Below are 15538 nucleotides of genomic sequence, written 5' to 3'. Positions count from 1 at the left end.
TGGAGACCGTTATGGACGCACCCGCACTCAAGGTCGTGGTCATCACAGGTGCAACGGCTGGCCTGGGACGTGCCATTGCCGAGGCCTTCGCACGCCGCGGTTGGCGCATTGGCGTCATCGCCCGTGATGCCGATGCGCTGGCAGCCACCCGCGATGAGCTGAAAGCACTGGGTGGGGATGCGCTGATCATGCAGGTCGACGTGGCGGACGCCGACGCAGTGTCCAAAGCGGCGGAAAATGTCGTCCAGCGCTGGGGGCAGATCGACGCATGGATCAACAATGCCATGACGACGATCTTCTCGCCGGTCACCGCAATGGCTCCCCGGGAATATGCGCGCGTCACCTCTGTCACGTATCTCGGTGCGGTACACGGAACGATGGCGGCGTTGCGCTGCATGCAACACCGCGGAAAGGGCGTGATCGTGCAGGTCGGCTCTGCGCTCAGCTACCGGGCCATCCCCTTGCAGTCGGCGTACTGCGGCGCAAAATTCGCGATCCGTGCATTCACCGATTCCCTGCGCAGTGAACTGTTCCATGACGGCAGCAGCATCCAGCTCACCATGGTCCAGCTTCCGGCCATGAACACCCCGCAGTTCGAGTGGGCGCGAAGCCGCATGCCCCGCCGCCTGCAACCGGTTCCGCCGATATACACGCCGGAAGCCATCGCGGAAATCATCGTTGGAACGATCGAACGACGATCGCAACGCATGCCCCGCGAACTCTGGGTAGGCATTCCAACGGTCCAGGCGATCGTCGGCCAGATGCTTGTACCGGGCTGGCTGGACCGGATGCTGGTGCGGAAAGCCTGGGATGGACAGATGACCGGCGAGCCCGAAACGGGCCATGCCGATGCGCTGTTCGCCCCGGTACCCGGACTGCATCGCGTACATGGACGATTCGGAGCCCGCGCCAGAAGGCAGGTGCGGGCATTCGATGCGACGACCTTGAGGATCGTCGCCGCATGGGCAGGTGCTGCCGCGCTGGTGGTGCTGGTTGCGCTGTTGCTACGCGTGCTATTGGAATAGCGGGGTGCGACATGGCCAATCCCGAGCGGGCTTTTGCGATCGTCGGTCTTGGAAGGATGGGTGGAAACCTTGCGCGCCAGGCGCTCGGAAAAGGCATGAGGGTGGTTGGTCATGCACGCCGCGGCCCTCCCGCAGGACTGTTGGATGATGGCCTCGAATTCATCGAGCGCATTGAAGACGTAGCGCATGCGCTGGCGCAGCCGAGGCGTGTGTTGCTGTACGTTCCGGCGGGCCGGGCCATCGATGATCTGCTGCACCGTTTACGTCGCGTCCTTGATCCCGGAGACGTGGTTGTCGACGGTGGGAATTCCTATTGGGGTGACTCCATTCGCCGCCACCGTCGACTGCGTCGAAGCGGGATCGCCTTTGTCGATGCCGGCACGAGCGGCGGCCTCCAAGGCGCCCGGGATGGAGCATGTTTCATGGTAGGCGGCGAAGAGCCCGCCGTGGCTTGCGTGGCGCCCATCCTGAAGGAACTCGCGTGCGATGGTGGGTTTGTTCACGCCGGACCGCCTGGCTCCGGGCACTTCGTCAAACTTGTGCACAACGGCATCGAATTTGGAATGCTGCAGGCGATTGGCGAAGGAGTCGACCTGTTGGAGCACTGCCCTGCCCCATTGCCAATCGCCGACATCTTGCGCACGTGGCGCCATGGGTCGGTCATACGTTCATGGCTTATCGAACTGATGGAGCAGGCTTACCGGAACCAGCATGGGCTGACGTCTGTTCCATCGCACGTTGAAGACACCGGGGAAGTCAACTGGCTGGTTGACGATGCCCTGCACATGGAAGTCGCGATTCCCGTCATCGCTCAATCGGTACTGCAGTTGCTGGCTTCACGTGACAGGGAACGATATCCGGCACGAGTCGTGGGCATGTTGCGACACGGATTCGGCGGTCATCCGTATGGCCGTGACGAGCGGATTGCGCGAGAACGGGCGTGCGGTCGCGTGGGCGCGTATCGGCCTTTCGGACATGCACCTCGCGACCACGAACCGGGGTGCGAATAGAACGGGTTGGCACGCGCAGGTTGGGGTTGCCTCACCAATACAGCCTCATCGAGGTTGCGAATGCGGCTGATGAAACCGTCCGGCCTCATCGAGATTGCGAATGCTGGGTTGATGACGCCAACCCAACCTACGGCCTTCATCTCCGGCCCACCGCACAGATCGTTGCGTTTGGAATCCGAACGCCACCGTCCGCTGTCACGTACTGCCGAAGTTTTTCGGCGAGCCTGTGCCGGTACTCGCCCTGCTCTGCAGGCGATTTATCGGAAAGCAACGCGGCAAATACTGGCGAAACATCCATGAGGTACCGGTTGCAGTCGTCGGTGGATGCGAACTCCAGGGTCAGCCTCATCTCTTCCACGCGCACATCCGGAAATCCGGCATGACCCAGCGCTTTTGCCAATGCAGGCCCCACCGATCCGGGCCGGGAAGGCTCTTCCACCAAGGGCGCTGGCAAATCAAACATCTCCCGGGCGGCGATCATCGCGAGGGTCGCCAGCGGACGGGCCTTCGGCCCCGCGTCCCAGACGGCTGTGGCAAACGCGCCATTGGGAGCGAGCATGCGCCGTATCGCGACCAACGTGTTCAGCGGATCCGGCAGATCCGTTACGCCCCAGCGCCAGAGAACGGCATCGAAGCTGCCGTCGGGAAAATCCAGTCGCTCCGCATCCGCTTCCATGAACTCCACGTTCGTCACGCCCAGTGTCATTGCCCTCTCCCGGGCGATCTCGAGCATCCGGGAGGAGAGATCCGTAGCGACCACCCGTCCGGTGGGTCCAACGCGGCTAGCGGCCAACAGGGCGGGCTCACCGATACCGGTCGCAATATCCAATACCCGGTGGCCGGGTTGAATTTCCGCCAGCTCGATCATGCGCCTGCTTACGCATCGGGCGGCGTCCTCGATAGTCGGCCACCACTTCTTCCAACCGGCCGCAACGCTATCCCACTGTTGGCTCAGTTCCTCCTTGTCACGTGTCACGCCGCTGGATGGAGTGCTCATGGGTTCGATCTCTTTCTCCATTGCAGCCCACTGGAAACAATCAGGCAGAAGGCTGGCTCGTTACGTTGCATTCCCGGCCTGCGACCCGGCGGCGTTAACCGCCCATTGGGCGGCGAAAGCACGCTGGTATGCGGGCCGCGCTTCGCCGCGCGCGACATAGGCAGCCAGGGCCGGAAATTCGTCGAGGATGCCCGACGGCCTCAGCCTGAGAAGTACCGATACCATCATCAGATCGCCCGCGCTGAACCCACCATCGAGCCACTCGCCACTGCCCAGGCGAGCAGAAAGCTGGAGCAGCCGATGCCGGATGCGGTCTTCGACCAGCGGCAGGCGCTCTCTGGCCCAGGGCTTGTCGCCTTCCTGGAATTTGGCGATGACGAGATCCAGGATCGGCGGCTCCACGGTGTTGACCGCGGCGAACATCCAGGTGATTGCACGCGCCCGTGCGTTGGCGTCGTCCGGCAACAGGCCGGTGTGCCGCTGGGCGAGATGCAGGACGATCGCGCCCGTTTCGAACAGGACGAGATCGCCTTCCTCGTAGGTGGGAATCTGGCCGAAGGGATGCAGGCGCAGGTGCGCCGGTTCCTTCATCGCACGGAACGAAACGAGACGGACCTCGTAAGGTTGCCCCACTTCTTCCAGCGCCCAGCGCACGCGCGTATCGCGCGCCAGTCCCTTGCCGCCGTCGGGCGACCGTTCAAAGGCAGTAATGATGATGGTCATCGTGAGGCACTCCTGGCGTCAGGCACGGGCAATTGCCCGCTTTTCATCGTTACGACGAACGGCCGGGCCCGTATCCGACCCAGGCCGGAAACAATTTGCGCATAAGCACGCATTTCAGGAACACGGCCTGCTGGCGACACCTGGCCTGCCACACCCGTCATGTTTCGTATCGCGAACAACCTGCTTCGGGCCGCGCTACGAACCACCGACGGCTCGTTATCAAGCCAACGTTGGCGGCACGACTGGTGCTCCCGCAATCGATGGACAGCTTGCTTGCGCCCCGGTGATCAACTCCACCTCTCCTGCTCCGTCCGGCGAAGACGGGCCTCGGCGCTTCTGGTCAGCGGGCCGACAGTCGCGCAACTACATCCGTTCCAGGCGGTCGCTGGCTTCCCGCTTGCCCAGTGCGCGTACGGCAGCCAATGCCGCGATCTGGGACTGTCTGGGTACCGCCTTGCCCGCTTCGTAGTTGTAGATCGACTGGCCCGACACGCCGGCAAGCCGCCCGTAATCAGACGCGGACATTCCCAGCCTCGCGCGGTGTGATTGCAACGCCTTCGCCGAAAACCGCGCCGGGGTCGCCTGGCCAGAATTCGCAGGCTGTGCACGCTTGCTGGCCCGGCTCGACGCGGCCACCTGGCGTTGCAGATCGGCGACCACCCGCTTCAGGGCTGCGATGTCACGGCGGTATCCAACGCTCGCCTTGCGCAAGGTCGTGACTTCGGCTCGGACTTCCTTGCGGGCCAGACGCGTGATCTCGGACTTCAGCAAAGCGCCGATGTTGGGCATGTAGGGACTCATCTGCATTGGGGGATGGGCCGATGGTAGCCCAAGGGAACAAAACTCCGTTGATTCGGAGTCATTGCTTTCGAACGGAAGCGAACGTCACTCAAGGTGGGGCGAGATGCCAAGATGCTCCCCTTGAAAGCCACGGAGGTGTCGTGGCCGAGTCGACGGCACAGCACCTGTAGCCGCCGGAAAATTCGCCCCATCCAAGCATCACAGACGATCCGCCATGACCATGTCCCACATCGATCCAGGCCTCGTTTTCGCCTGGCAAGCAGCGCATTCCGTTGCCCGAAGCTCCCCACCCCCTGGCAAGGGCTTTCCGCTGGATTCGTCCAACCTCGAACGCTCACCCGTCTACATTCGCTTCGAACCCGAAGGCGGCGGCGACAACTGGAATCTTCGCTTCGCTGCTGCCCTGGTCTATACCAACGGTCAATTCGTAACGGCGTTCACTCCACCCGTCGCGTTCGACAATCTCTGGATGGGCACGGCGTCCGGAAAGATCCTGTACCTCACCGATCGCTGGGGCCGCCCGGATCCCGTGATCAAACTCGCACGGGAACTGGCTGCGAAGTCATTTTCAGTGGCTGGGCCAGTCCTTCCGCGGATAACCTGACGCTGTCTTCAAGTGTCCTTCCTCGCGTAAAGCACCATCTGCGTGCATCGGAACAACGCGATGGTTTTGCCCGACTCGCGATGGGTCACGGTTGCGTCCCACACCTGCGTCGTCCTGCCCAGGTGTGCGGGTTTGGCGATGCATTCGATCGTGCCGTCGGTCGCGGTGCCGAGGTGGTTCGACTTCAATTCGATCGTGGTGAAACCCGAAGCCCCCTCGGGCAGGTTCTCCACGCAACCGTAGCCCGCGGCGGTGTCCGCGAGTCCGATCACGCTTGCGGCATGAAGGAAGCCGTTCGGCGCGATCAACGAAGCCTGCACGGGCAGCTCCGCACGGACTTCCGTGGCATCGACGTGCGTGACAACGATGCCGAGGTGGCCAGGTAGCCGGCCGACGCCGATCTGGTTGAAGTGGTTCGCGGTAGGCATGGGTGGCAGGTCTCTTTCGGCCGTTGAAGTAAACACGGATGACGCTGGCTCCAGCGTGGCGGACATGCGATCAACGAGCCAGGAACGCGAGCGCCTTCGGCATGAAGTCGGCATGGAACTGGAACACCGCGCCATGGCCGGAATCCGGATAGATGATGAGTTCGCTGTTCGGAAGCCGCTGCGCCAGGTCGTGCGTGTTCTCGCTCGGCACCATGCGATCGCTGTCGCCGTTCGCCACGAGCACGGGCTGCTTGATCGTTGACAGGTCCGCGGGCGGTTTCGCGCCCCAGTGTCGCAGCGCCTTCAACTGCGCCTGCAGCGCGGACACGGTGATTTCCTTGTCGCGATCGTTGGTGCGCTCTTTCAATCGCTGCAGGAATTCCTTGCCGGCACGGATTCCGCTCGGCGTCCTGGTGAAGAACAGGAACTGCTTCGGATCCTGGTGCGTCAGCAACCCGCGGAGCATGTCGTAGTAGGTCACGCGGGCGACGCTGCTGATGCCTTTGCCACCCGCGGGCCCCGTGCCGGTGAGGATCATCTTGCGCACGAGGTTCGGCTCCATCAGCGCGATCTCCTGCGCGATCATCCCGCCCATCGAGAATCCGAAAAGATCGACCTGCTTCAGCCCCATCGCCTTGATGAAGGCGATGGCATCGCTGGCCATCTGCTCCATCGACGTAGCAGGCTTGCCGCTGCTCGCACCCACGCCGCGATTGTCAAATGCGATCACATGATGCCTGGTTGCCAGGCTGTCGATGACCCGCGGATCCCAGTTGTCCAGCACCGCGGCGAGGTGGATGAGGCACACGACCGGTGGGCCGGGATTCCCTGTTCCCATTTCGCGATAGGCGAACCGCACGCCATTGGCGGTGATGCTCTGCGTGGGAACGTCCTTCCAGCTTTCGTTCGACGTCTGTGTCGTGGCCATGTGGTTTTCCTCTGTCCGATTGTCAGGACGCTTGCGGCAGGTAGATGGGCCTGGCGGCCGTCATCCCCTGCTTGACGTAGTTGGTCAGGTCGTCGGCGAGCACTTCATCCAGCCCGGATTCGAGGCCGTCCAACGCACGCGTGACGATGTCTTCAGGCGTGGACTTTGCTCCATCCATCTCGCGCGCGAGATCGGTATCGACATAGCCCATGTGCAAGCCCAGCACCTGGGTCTTCTGCGCGGCCAATTCGTTGCGCAACGAATTGGTGAGCGACCAGGCTGCGGCCTTGCTGGCCGAATAGGCGGCCAGGTCACCACGATTCACCCACGACGCCACCGACAGCACGTTGAGCAACGCGCCACCGCCATTGGCCTTGAGGATCGGCGCAAACGCCTTGCTCATACGCAACATGGCGAAGAAATTGGTCTCGAAGATCCGACGCGCGACTTCTTCGCTGTCCTGCGCAAGAAAGCCTCCGGGTTGGGCGATGCCGGCGTTGTTGATCACCAGCGTCACATCCGGAGCGAGTGCCGCGGCGGCCGTGATGTCGTCCGCGTCGTTGACGTCCAGCCGGAGTGCCTGGACTCCCGCTAGCGTGACGGAAGCTGGGTTGCGAGCGCCGGCATAAACCTTGCGCGCACCGCGGGCAAGCAACTGACGGGTGAATTCCAGGCCGATGCCACGATTGGCGCCGGTGACCAGGACAACAGCATTCTCGATTTTCACGATGGGGATTCCAGGAGAGGGGGAAGCAGGCTCACTTGATCCTGATGACGACCTTGCCCTTCGCGCGGCCTGTCGCGACATGCGTGATGGCGTCATTGGTCGCTTCGAACGGAAAGACCTTGTCCACGACTGGGCGTATCGCCCCACTCTCGATGAGCTGCGTGATCCGACCCAATTGCTCGCCGCTGGCTTTCATGAAAAGAAAGGCGTAGCCGACACCGAGCCGCCTGGCATATCTGCGGACGCCGGCGCTCAACAGGCGCAGGACCAGTCGCACGAAGCCGGGAGCGCCGATGTCTTTTCCGAATGCGGGGTCCGGCGGACCGGAGATGGAGATGAGCTGGCCGCCGCGCCTGAGGATGCGCAGGGATTTTTCCAGCGTCTTGCCGTCCTGGCTGTTCAGGACGACGTCGTAGTCGCGCAGGATGGTTTCGAAGTCATCCTTTTTGTAGTCGACGACGATGTCGGCGCCGAGGCGTTTCACCCACTCGACATTCGCCGCGCTGGTGGTCGTTGCGACGATGGCGCCCAGGTGCTTCGCCAGCTGGATCGCGAAGGTGCCGACGCCACCGGAACCGGCCTGGATGAAGACTTTCTGGCCCGGCTTCACCTTTGCCTTTTCCACCAGCGCTTGCCACGCGGTAAGACCGACCAGCGGGATGGAAGCGGCTTCCTCCATGCTCAGGTTCTTCGGCTTGCGGGCGAGCGCGCTTTCCCTGATCGCAATGGATTCGGCGAAGCTGCCGATGCTGAAGTCCGGTGCACGTGCATAGACCTCGTCGCCGACCTTGAACTGCCGCACGCGTGGTCCGACGCGGACCACGACGCCAGCCAGGTCGTGGCCCATCACCAGCGGAAAGCGATACGGCAGGATCAACTTGAAATCGCCGCTCCCGATCTTCGAGTCGAGGACGTTGACGCTGGCGGCGTGGATCTCGACCAGCACCTCATCGTCTCGATGCGTCGGCTCTGGCATTTCGGCCATGCGCAAGCTGGCCGCTTTTTCATAACGATCGAGAACAAATGCTTTCATGGTGTTTTCTCTTCAATCAGCAGGGGGCGGCGGTTGTAGGCAGCTGGAGGTTGTTGAATCATTGAATGATGATCATCATATTCAAAGGCGAAAAAGAAGGATGCGAGAGCATCCCGTGTCAGTCGGTCGGCGTGAGATGGTCCAGTGCTGAGTTGCGCAGCGCGTTGGAGAGTCGCGCGTCGTCGACGGCGCGAGCCAGCACGAGTGCGCCGACCATGGTGGATACCGCCACAAGCGCATGTTCATGCGCGCCGGGCTGGCCCCAGTCGGGCGAATGGCGGGCGATGAGGTCGATCATTTCCTTGATGCGGCGCGTGGCGGCACGCCGTACCTCGGGCGCCTGGCGTGGCATCTCGGAACCGAGCGCGGCGGTCGCGCATCCGGTTTCGATGCTTTTTACATGCTCTTCGGAGAGGTAGGCCTGCATCATCGCCTGCAGCGCCTGTTGTGGCGGCGCTGTGGCGGCGACGCGTTCCATCAGCACCACGGCCTCGCTGCCGGCGCGATCGGCGGCCTCGGCGAGCATCGCGTCACGCGAGGCGAAATGGGCGTAGAAGCCGCCATGGGTCAGGCCGGCGTCCCTCATGATGTCCGCAACGCCGGTGCCGTTGTAGCCACTACGCCGGATCGCACGCGCCGCGGCGTCGACGATGCGGTTGTGGGTGGCTTCCTTGGATTTGGTGATGGCCTTTGTCATATTACGTCCATCATATACGATAGCTGCACCCAGCGGCAAGAAGGTTCCGCGTGGGAACCGGTACTGATTGCAGCTCTACTGCAGGAGGCGACTGACTGCTTCTGGCCGATAGCGGTCGCGTCCACCACAACACGAACCACTGCGAATGCCCGCTTCCAACCCTAGCGGTCCTTGGGATCGTGCATAGCCATGTTCTTGTCGCTAAGCGGCGTCTGCCTGCTTGAACCGCATGGCGAGAAAATCCACGAGCACCCGGACCGACGGCAGCAGTCCGCGCCGTGATGCGAACACCGCGTGCGCAAGTTCGTGCCGCGGCCGCCAGTCGGGAATCACGGGAACGAGCTCGCCACGCGCCAGTTGTTCGGTAACCATCAGCGTCGGCAGTTGCACCACGCCGACACCTGCTATCGCGGCGACGCGCAACGCCAGCATGCCGCGCGTGATGAAGCGTGGGCGGTGATAGATCGTCGCCTGCGCGCCATCGGGGCCGAACAGCTTCCATGCGTGTTCGTGCTGCGGCATGCCCAGATCGAGGCTGGGATACCGCGACAGCTCCGCGGGCCCTTGCGGCAGTCCGTAGCGATCCAGCAGCGCCGGGCTCGCGACAAGGCACTGGCCGAGTTCGGCCAGCACGCGCATCACCAGCTCGCTGTCTTCGAGCGGCGGCGGGCGCACGCGCAACGCAATGTCGACGCCTTCGACGATCACGTCGACGCGGCGGTTGGTGGCTTCCAGGTGCACTTCCACCCGCGGGTACTCGACCATGAAGTCGGCGAGCATCGGCGCAACCAATGTATCCAGCAGCGACACCGGACAAGCCATGCGCACGATGCCGCGCGGTTCACTGCGCGTGACCTCGATGGCCTCTTCCGCCGCTTCGGCTTCGACCAGCATCGCCCGGCAATGCGCGTAGAACGACTGGCCGACCTGGGTCACCGAGAAATGGCGCGTCGAACGCTGGATCAGTCGCACCCCCAACCGTTCCTCCAGCAGCGCGACACGCCTGCTGAGCTTGGACTTGGGCATGCCCAGCGCTCGCCCTGCAGGGGCGAAGCCGCCGTGTTCGACGACCTGGGCGAAGTAATAGAGGTCATTCAGATCCTGCATTGGCCCGCCTTCGTTCACCAGATGGGACTCTGAGGCCAAATTCTGCCAGCTACCGGAGCCAGCGTTCCATCTTCAAGCTTCCCTTCAACGCAAACGGGGCCGCAACCCGCGGTCCCCGGAACAGTTGGAGGCATGTCATGAAGAAAATCCTGGGCGTCTACAGCGCACCCCGCCCGCACTGGGTAGGCGACGGGTTCCCTGCCCGCTCCCTATTTTCCTACAACAGCCATGGGCGCGACCTGAGCCCGTTCCTGCTGCTCGACTACGCCGGGCCGCACAAGTTCGACGCCGCCACGCAACCGCGCGGCGTGGGCCGGCATCCGCACCGCGGTTTCGAGACGGTGACCATCGTTTACGAAGGCGAAGTCGAACACCGCGATTCCACTGGCGCCGGTGGAAAGATTGGTCCCGGCGACGTGCAGTGGATGACCGCGGCGTCGGGAATCCTGCACGAGGAATTCCATTCGCAGGATTTCACCCGCACCGGCGGCACGCTCGAGATGGTGCAGCTGTGGGTCAACCTGCCGGCGAAGGACAAGATGGCCGCACCGGGTTACCAGACCTTGCTCGACGCGGAGATTCCAAGCGTCGCGTTGCCGGACGATGCCGGCCGCGTGCGCGTGATCGCCGGCGAGTTCGAAGGCCATCGCGGTCCCGCGCGCACTTTCACCGCGCTGGACGTGTGGGACATCCGGCTCAACGCCGGCAAGTCCACGACGTTTTCGCTGCCCGAAGGCCGCACGCTCGCGCTGGTCGTGCTCAAGGGCACGGTGCTGGTGAACGACTCGGCGGTAACGCGCGAAGCGCAGATGGTGACGCTGGCCCGCGACGGCAGCGACGTCACGCTCGACGCCAACACCGATGCCACCGTGCTGCTGCTGAGCGGTGAGCCCATCGACGAGCCCATCGTCGGCTACGGCCCGTTCGTGATGAACACGCAGGAAGAAATCAGCCAGGCGGTCGTCGATTTCAACAGCGGCAAGTTCGGCCGCGCGCAGTAACCGCAGCGCCGGTCATTCGGGCCGGCGCCTTCCCTGTCCGCGCATGATGCGCACCTTCGAGGAACACCCATGAGCACTCCCGCCAACTTCAATGGCGCAAAGCCGATCATCGATCCCGACGATGCGGTGCTGCTCCTGATCGACCACCAGAGCGGCCTGTTCCAGACCATCAGGGACATGCCGTTCACCGAGATCCGCGCCAATGCCACTACCCTGGCCAAGGTCGCCACGCTGGCCGGGATCCCGGTTATCACCACTGCCTCGGTGCCGCAGGGCCCGAACGGACCGCTGATCCCGGAGATCCACCGGTACGCGCCGCACGCCAGGTACGTGGCGCGCAAGGGCGAGATCAACGCCTGGGACAACCCCGAGTTCGTGGCTGCAGTCAAGGCGACCGGCCGCAAGCAGCTGATCATCGCCGGCACCATTACCAGCGTGTGCATGGCGTTCCCGAGCATCGCCGCCGTGCACGACGGCTATCAGGTATTCGCCGTCGTCGACGCCTCCGGCACCTACTCGAAAATGGCGCAGGAAATCACCCTGGCGCGCGTCGTCCAGGCCGGTGTCGTACCCATGGACACGGCTGCGGTGTGTTCGGAAGTGCAAAAGACCTGGCACCGCGATGACGCACAGCAGTGGGCCGAGGCCTATAGCGCCGTGTTCCCGCCGTACCAGTTGCTGATCGAGAGCTACATGAAGGCGCAGGCTGTGGTGAAGAACCAGGAACAGCTCGATTCGGTGCGCAGCTGATACCCGCGCCTTCCACGCGCGCACTTCCCGCCACATCCCAACGGAGCACCTCCATGGCAAGCGAACCCATCCGTGATCCTGTCAGCGATCAACTGCTTACCCCCCAGAACGCGGCTTTCATCATCATCGACTACCAGCCCGTGCAGGTGAATTCCATCGCCTCGATGGACCGCCAGTTGCTGGTCAACAACATTGTCGGCGCCGCGAAGGCAGCCGTCGCGTATGGCCTCCCGATCGTCCACTCCACCGTCAACGTCAAGACCGGCTTGAACAAGCCGCCGATTACGCACCTGCGCAAGGTGCTGCGCGATGTCCCGACCTACGACCGGACCACGATCAACTCCTGGGAAGACGTCGAGTTCCGCGCAGCCGTGAAGGCCACCGGCCGCAGGAAGCTGGTCATGACCGCGCTATGGACCGAAGCCTGCCTCACCTTTCCGGCGCTGGACGCGCTCAAGGAGGGCTACGAGGTCTATGTAGTAGTCGACGCCGTCGGTGGCACTTCGGTTGCCGCGCACGAAGCCGCGCTGCGGCGCATCGAGCAGGCAGGCGGCAAGCTGATCAGCGTGGTGCAGCTGTTCTGCGAATTGCAACGCGACTGGCAGCGCAAGGACACGGTGCCTGCCTTCCTTGATCTGTTTATCGAAACCGGTGGTACGCCGGGGATCCAGTTCTCGTACGACCGCGCCGAATGAACCAGTGCGCAAGGCTTCCCCCGCGGGGGAGCCTTGCCGCTTCTTCGAGCCATCTTCGAAATCGAGCCGGCGTCATGATCGAAAGATCCCGATGTGGGGCCCGCGCAATTACGCGATCGAACGTTGGCAAGCGGCAGTCGATCTCGTCCCTTACAACGGCATCGTCTTCTCCCGGCGAGCAAGCCCGCGGACTCCCCTCTTCGGTCAGCCAATCCGGCGCATAGGCTGGCCGATCCGCAACCCGGAAAAAATCCTGTAGTAACTGGCGGAGGCTCACGCGTCCGATGAGGTGCGGCCCACAGTGTTTCATTGGCCGCGGCCCCAACCGACCACAGTCGTTGCAGCCTGTACCGGCCAGCGTTTCCTGGCGCCTCCGATGGAGATGCACGATGAAGACCGAATTCCCGAATGCCCGGAGCTACACCGCGGAAGCGGCACGCTTTCCGGCAAGGACGGTCGTGGATATTCAAGCCGAACAACGTCAGGTGAGTGCCGCCTACAGCAACACCGTGCTTGTGGACATAAACGGCGATTGCATGCGGCTGGCCGTGTTCGAGGGCGAATATCGCTGGCATTACCATCCGAACTCCGACGAGCTCTTCCTGGTGGTGGCGGGCGAACTCGAGATTGATTTCGATGAAGGCGTACGGGCGAGATTGGGACCGTGGCAGTGCCTGGTGGTACCGGCAGGCACCGTGCACCGCACGCGCGCAATTGGGCGCACGGTCAACGTGACCTTCGAGAAACAGCAAACCGAGGCGGTCTTTCTTTGACTGCCGGAGGTTTCGGCGAGTCTGTATCGGTATGCGGCGGTTGCAGGCACGACGTGTCAGAAGCGATTCGGAGTGACTGCCTTCACCCGTAGCGATCGCTCATTCTTCCCATGCGCAGACGCTGCGAAACTCCGGAAATTGGCCATTCACATCATTGCGCGATTGAAATAGGTCGCCTGTTCGAACTCGGCGATGTTCGCGGCAATGCGAGGAAGCCGTGGAAACATCTCCGCCAGCTCGCTGACGATGGCCTTCGACAAGGCAGCGCGTTGCTCGACGCTGCGCCCCTGCATGATCCAGCCGAAGGTATGAATGAAATCCTCACGTCCTCCGCCGGTCGCATAGATGCCGAAGGGACGTACACGGATCTTGATGTCCGATTCTTCAAACAACCCTGAAGAATTCACCGCTCGATGCAGCCGGGCGATGATCGATTCTTCGTCATGAACCTGAAGTATTCCCTGGGAACAGTCGACTACGAAGTGCGGCATGGTGGCTCCAGCGGTTGAAGCATGAATGGTGGCGTGATCGCCTTCGAACGGAAACAAGAGAGGCTTCAATCAAGCCGGTGCCACACCGAAACCGGAATGCTCCCATCCGGGCGGGGCGGCACTTCGTAACGCAGCTCGGCACCATCCAGCTTGTACTGGCGCCTCTGGGTCGTGCCTTCCCAGTTGGGGAAGGACGAGCCTTCGATCGAGAACACCAGCACCCCTGCCCGTTCGTCGAACGTCATCGTGCCGTAGTGGGTACTGCTGCCCGTGACCGCGGACCTGAATTCGTCGGCGCTGCCATCGGCCTTGCTGTCGCTGGCGAACTGCAGGCGTTCGGACTTGAAGATCTGCAGCGAATACCGCCCCTTGCCATCGACGACGAGCCTGCCCTTCGGGTTCTCGCCGTAGTCCCGCGCCGTCCTGCCATCCGGCAGGACCTTGTCCGCGGCGGCCAGGGTCCAGGTGCCTTGCAGTGGGAACGCGCGTGCCGGCACGTGCGCGTCACGCGCAGCCATTCCAGCCAGCATGGCGACGAGTGCGGCGGTCAGTGGTTTCATCACGGTGAGTCCTCATGGGTCGGAGATCGACCGGACCCATCCTAGGCCGCTTGATAGATACGAAAAACGCATCTACAAAGATATCTGTCATTTCAAAAGCCAATCATCCTGATGAAAGCGATGGACGTGGATGCAGTCAGGGCTTTCCTGCTCGCGGCCGACCTGCAGAGCTTCACCCGGGCAGCCGACGTGCTCGGCACCACCCAGTCCGCCATCAGCCTCAAGCTGCGGCGCCTGGAAGAGCAACTCGGCCGCCGCCTGCTGGAACGGACGCCGCGGCAGGTTCGCCTGTCGGCCGAAGGGCTGGCCTTTCTCGGCGTGGCGCGCGAACTGGTGTCGTGCCATGACCGCGCAACCGCCGCCTTCGAGATGGAGCAGCGCCGGTTGGCGATCGGCATCAACCAGCTACTGGTCGGCAGCGAACTTCCGTTCCTGTTGGCGCGGATGCGCGACCACGATCCGAACCTGCGGGTCGAGATGCGCATCGCCGGCACCAACGAACTCATGCGAAGCCTGGAACAGGGCGAACTCGACGCCGTGCTGGTGCTGCGCCCCGAGGATCGCGGCAAGCGAGGCAAGGTGGTGTGCCAGGAATCCTTTTCATGGTTCGCGGCGGCCGGCTGGGAGCCACGCACCGGCCAGCCGTTGCCACTCGCCACGCAAGGCGAGTCGTGCCGCGTCCGCATCGAGGCAGTACGCGCACTCGACCGCGCTGGCATCGAATGGCGCGAGGTCTTCGTCGGCAAGGGCGCCGCGATCCTGGGTGCCGCTGCTGTCGCCGGCCTCGCGGTGGCGGTACTGGCGCGGCGCGCGGCACCACCGGGCACGGTCGACGTCAGCGGGGTCCTGTCGCTGCCGCCGATTCGCTCGCAGGCCGTGATGCTCTACAGCAACCTCAGCGACCGGCGAACGCGCGAAGCCTTGCGCGTGCTCACGCTGGCCTTCCAGTGAGGGAACCGGGTGGTCGTCAACCGCAATGATCGCTTTTGGCCAATAGCGGACATTTCGCATGGGTGTGCGTTTTGCCGGGACTGTCATGATCCGGGAGACACGGCTGCGCATCAGTTCGACGAGCGAGCGCTCCAGATCGGAGCGTGCGACCGCTGGTCCAGCACGGACTTCGCCTGCATGGCCTCGGGGCCGGAGGTAAAGAAGTTCAGACGCGCGTCGTCCGCGTGCGTGGTCGGG

Annotated in this window: 19 protein-coding genes; 8 read left to right on the top strand and 11 right to left on the bottom strand. The window is 63.3% G+C overall.

The annotated features are described in order from the left end of the window. Positions 1-11 precede the first annotated feature (11 nt). Positions 12-1025: an SDR family oxidoreductase gene (locus ASD14_RS06670; protein WP_056130771.1), complete on the top strand. Its 1014-nt coding sequence runs from the start codon at positions 12-14 to the stop codon at positions 1023-1025. A gap of 11 nt (positions 1026-1036) precedes the next feature. Then, positions 1037-2035: an NADP-dependent phosphogluconate dehydrogenase gene (locus ASD14_RS15690; RefSeq protein ID WP_082538780.1), complete on the top strand. Its 999-nt coding sequence runs from the start codon at positions 1037-1039 to the stop codon at positions 2033-2035. A 136-nt stretch (positions 2036-2171) separates the two neighbouring features. Here the strand turns inward: ASD14_RS15690 and ASD14_RS06660 are convergent, their stop codons facing one another. The 3 genes from ASD14_RS06660 to ASD14_RS06650 all read right to left on the bottom strand — a co-directional run bounded on the left by ASD14_RS06660 (position 2172) and on the right by ASD14_RS06650 (position 4544). Further along, positions 2172-3053, bottom strand: coding sequence for a class I SAM-dependent methyltransferase (locus ASD14_RS06660; RefSeq protein ID WP_056130765.1), 882 nt, complete (start codon positions 3051-3053; stop codon positions 2172-2174). A gap of 39 nt (positions 3054-3092) precedes the next feature. Next, a complete protein-coding gene (locus tag ASD14_RS06655; RefSeq protein WP_056130762.1) occupies positions 3093-3755 on the bottom strand; it encodes a glutathione S-transferase family protein in 663 nt (220 codons plus the stop codon). A 363-nt stretch (positions 3756-4118) separates the two neighbouring features. Then, a complete protein-coding gene (locus ASD14_RS06650) occupies positions 4119-4544 on the bottom strand; it encodes a helix-turn-helix transcriptional regulator (RefSeq protein WP_056132213.1) in 426 nt (141 codons plus the stop codon). A 232-nt stretch (positions 4545-4776) separates the two neighbouring features. On the opposite strand from ASD14_RS06650, the gene ASD14_RS06645 reads away from it, so the two are divergent. Further along, entirely contained in the window at positions 4777-5160 is a 384-nt protein-coding gene (locus tag ASD14_RS06645) for a hypothetical protein (RefSeq protein ID WP_235565326.1), read from the top strand. A gap of 8 nt (positions 5161-5168) precedes the next feature. Here ASD14_RS06645 and ASD14_RS06640 read toward each other — a convergent pair whose 3' ends face one another. From ASD14_RS06640 to ASD14_RS06615, 6 genes are all read right to left on the bottom strand, one after another. Beyond that, entirely contained in the window at positions 5169-5588 is a 420-nt protein-coding gene (locus ASD14_RS06640; RefSeq protein ID WP_056130756.1) for a PaaI family thioesterase, read from the bottom strand. Positions 5589-5658: 70 nt separating this feature from the next. Continuing rightward, complete coding sequence (locus tag ASD14_RS06635; RefSeq protein ID WP_056130754.1) at positions 5659-6516, bottom strand: alpha/beta hydrolase; 858 nt, start codon at positions 6514-6516, stop codon at positions 5659-5661. Between the two features lie 22 nt (positions 6517-6538). Continuing rightward, positions 6539-7243 carry an SDR family oxidoreductase gene (locus tag ASD14_RS06630; protein WP_056130752.1) on the bottom strand — a complete coding sequence of 235 codons (705 nt, stop codon included), beginning with the start codon at positions 7241-7243 and terminating at the stop codon, positions 6539-6541. A 31-nt stretch (positions 7244-7274) separates the two neighbouring features. Beyond that, positions 7275-8276, bottom strand: a complete 1002-nt coding sequence (locus ASD14_RS06625) for an NADP-dependent oxidoreductase (RefSeq protein ID WP_056130747.1) — start codon at positions 8274-8276, stop codon at positions 7275-7277. A gap of 118 nt (positions 8277-8394) precedes the next feature. Beyond that, positions 8395-8973, bottom strand: coding sequence for a TetR/AcrR family transcriptional regulator (locus tag ASD14_RS06620; protein ID WP_056130744.1), 579 nt, complete (start codon positions 8971-8973; stop codon positions 8395-8397). 201 nt (positions 8974-9174) lie between these two features. Next, entirely contained in the window at positions 9175-10080 is a 906-nt protein-coding gene (locus ASD14_RS06615) for a LysR family transcriptional regulator (protein WP_056132210.1), read from the bottom strand. A gap of 137 nt (positions 10081-10217) precedes the next feature. Here ASD14_RS06615 and ASD14_RS06610 point away from each other — a divergent pair, with 137 nt between their 5' ends. The 4 genes from ASD14_RS06610 (at position 10218) to ASD14_RS06595 (ending at position 13299) form a co-directional block, all read left to right on the top strand. Then, on the top strand, positions 10218-11081 hold the full coding sequence (locus ASD14_RS06610) for a pirin family protein (RefSeq protein WP_056130743.1): 864 nt from the start codon (positions 10218-10220) through the stop codon (positions 11079-11081). A gap of 69 nt (positions 11082-11150) precedes the next feature. Further along, positions 11151-11831, top strand: coding sequence for an isochorismatase family protein (locus ASD14_RS06605; RefSeq protein ID WP_056130740.1), 681 nt, complete (start codon positions 11151-11153; stop codon positions 11829-11831). 53 nt (positions 11832-11884) lie between these two features. Continuing rightward, on the top strand, positions 11885-12526 hold the full coding sequence (locus ASD14_RS06600) for a hydrolase (protein WP_056130736.1): 642 nt from the start codon (positions 11885-11887) through the stop codon (positions 12524-12526). 389 nt (positions 12527-12915) lie between these two features. Continuing rightward, positions 12916-13299 carry a cupin domain-containing protein gene (locus ASD14_RS06595; protein ID WP_082538779.1) on the top strand — a complete coding sequence of 128 codons (384 nt, stop codon included), beginning with the start codon at positions 12916-12918 and terminating at the stop codon, positions 13297-13299. A 146-nt stretch (positions 13300-13445) separates the two neighbouring features. Here the strand turns inward: ASD14_RS06595 and ASD14_RS06590 are convergent, their stop codons facing one another. Continuing rightward, complete coding sequence (locus ASD14_RS06590; protein WP_056130732.1) at positions 13446-13790, bottom strand: 5-carboxymethyl-2-hydroxymuconate Delta-isomerase; 345 nt, start codon at positions 13788-13790, stop codon at positions 13446-13448. Positions 13791-13855: 65 nt separating this feature from the next. After that, the gene (locus ASD14_RS06585; protein WP_056130729.1) at positions 13856-14350 is read right to left on the bottom strand and encodes a lipocalin-like domain-containing protein; all 495 of its coding nucleotides are present in this window, start codon (positions 14348-14350) and stop codon (positions 13856-13858) included. 111 nt (positions 14351-14461) lie between these two features. Between ASD14_RS06585 and ASD14_RS06580 the strand changes: the two genes are divergently transcribed. Then, on the top strand, positions 14462-15301 hold the full coding sequence (locus ASD14_RS06580) for a LysR substrate-binding domain-containing protein (protein WP_056130727.1): 840 nt from the start codon (positions 14462-14464) through the stop codon (positions 15299-15301). Positions 15302-15538 lie beyond the last annotated feature (237 nt).

The sequence above is a fragment of the Lysobacter sp. Root494 genome (assembly GCF_001427225.1).
In the GTDB taxonomy this organism is placed as follows: Bacteria; Pseudomonadota; Gammaproteobacteria; order Xanthomonadales; family Xanthomonadaceae; genus Agrilutibacter.
Note: the sequence above shows the minus strand (reverse complement) of the source record. Positions and strands in the feature narration are given on the sequence as shown.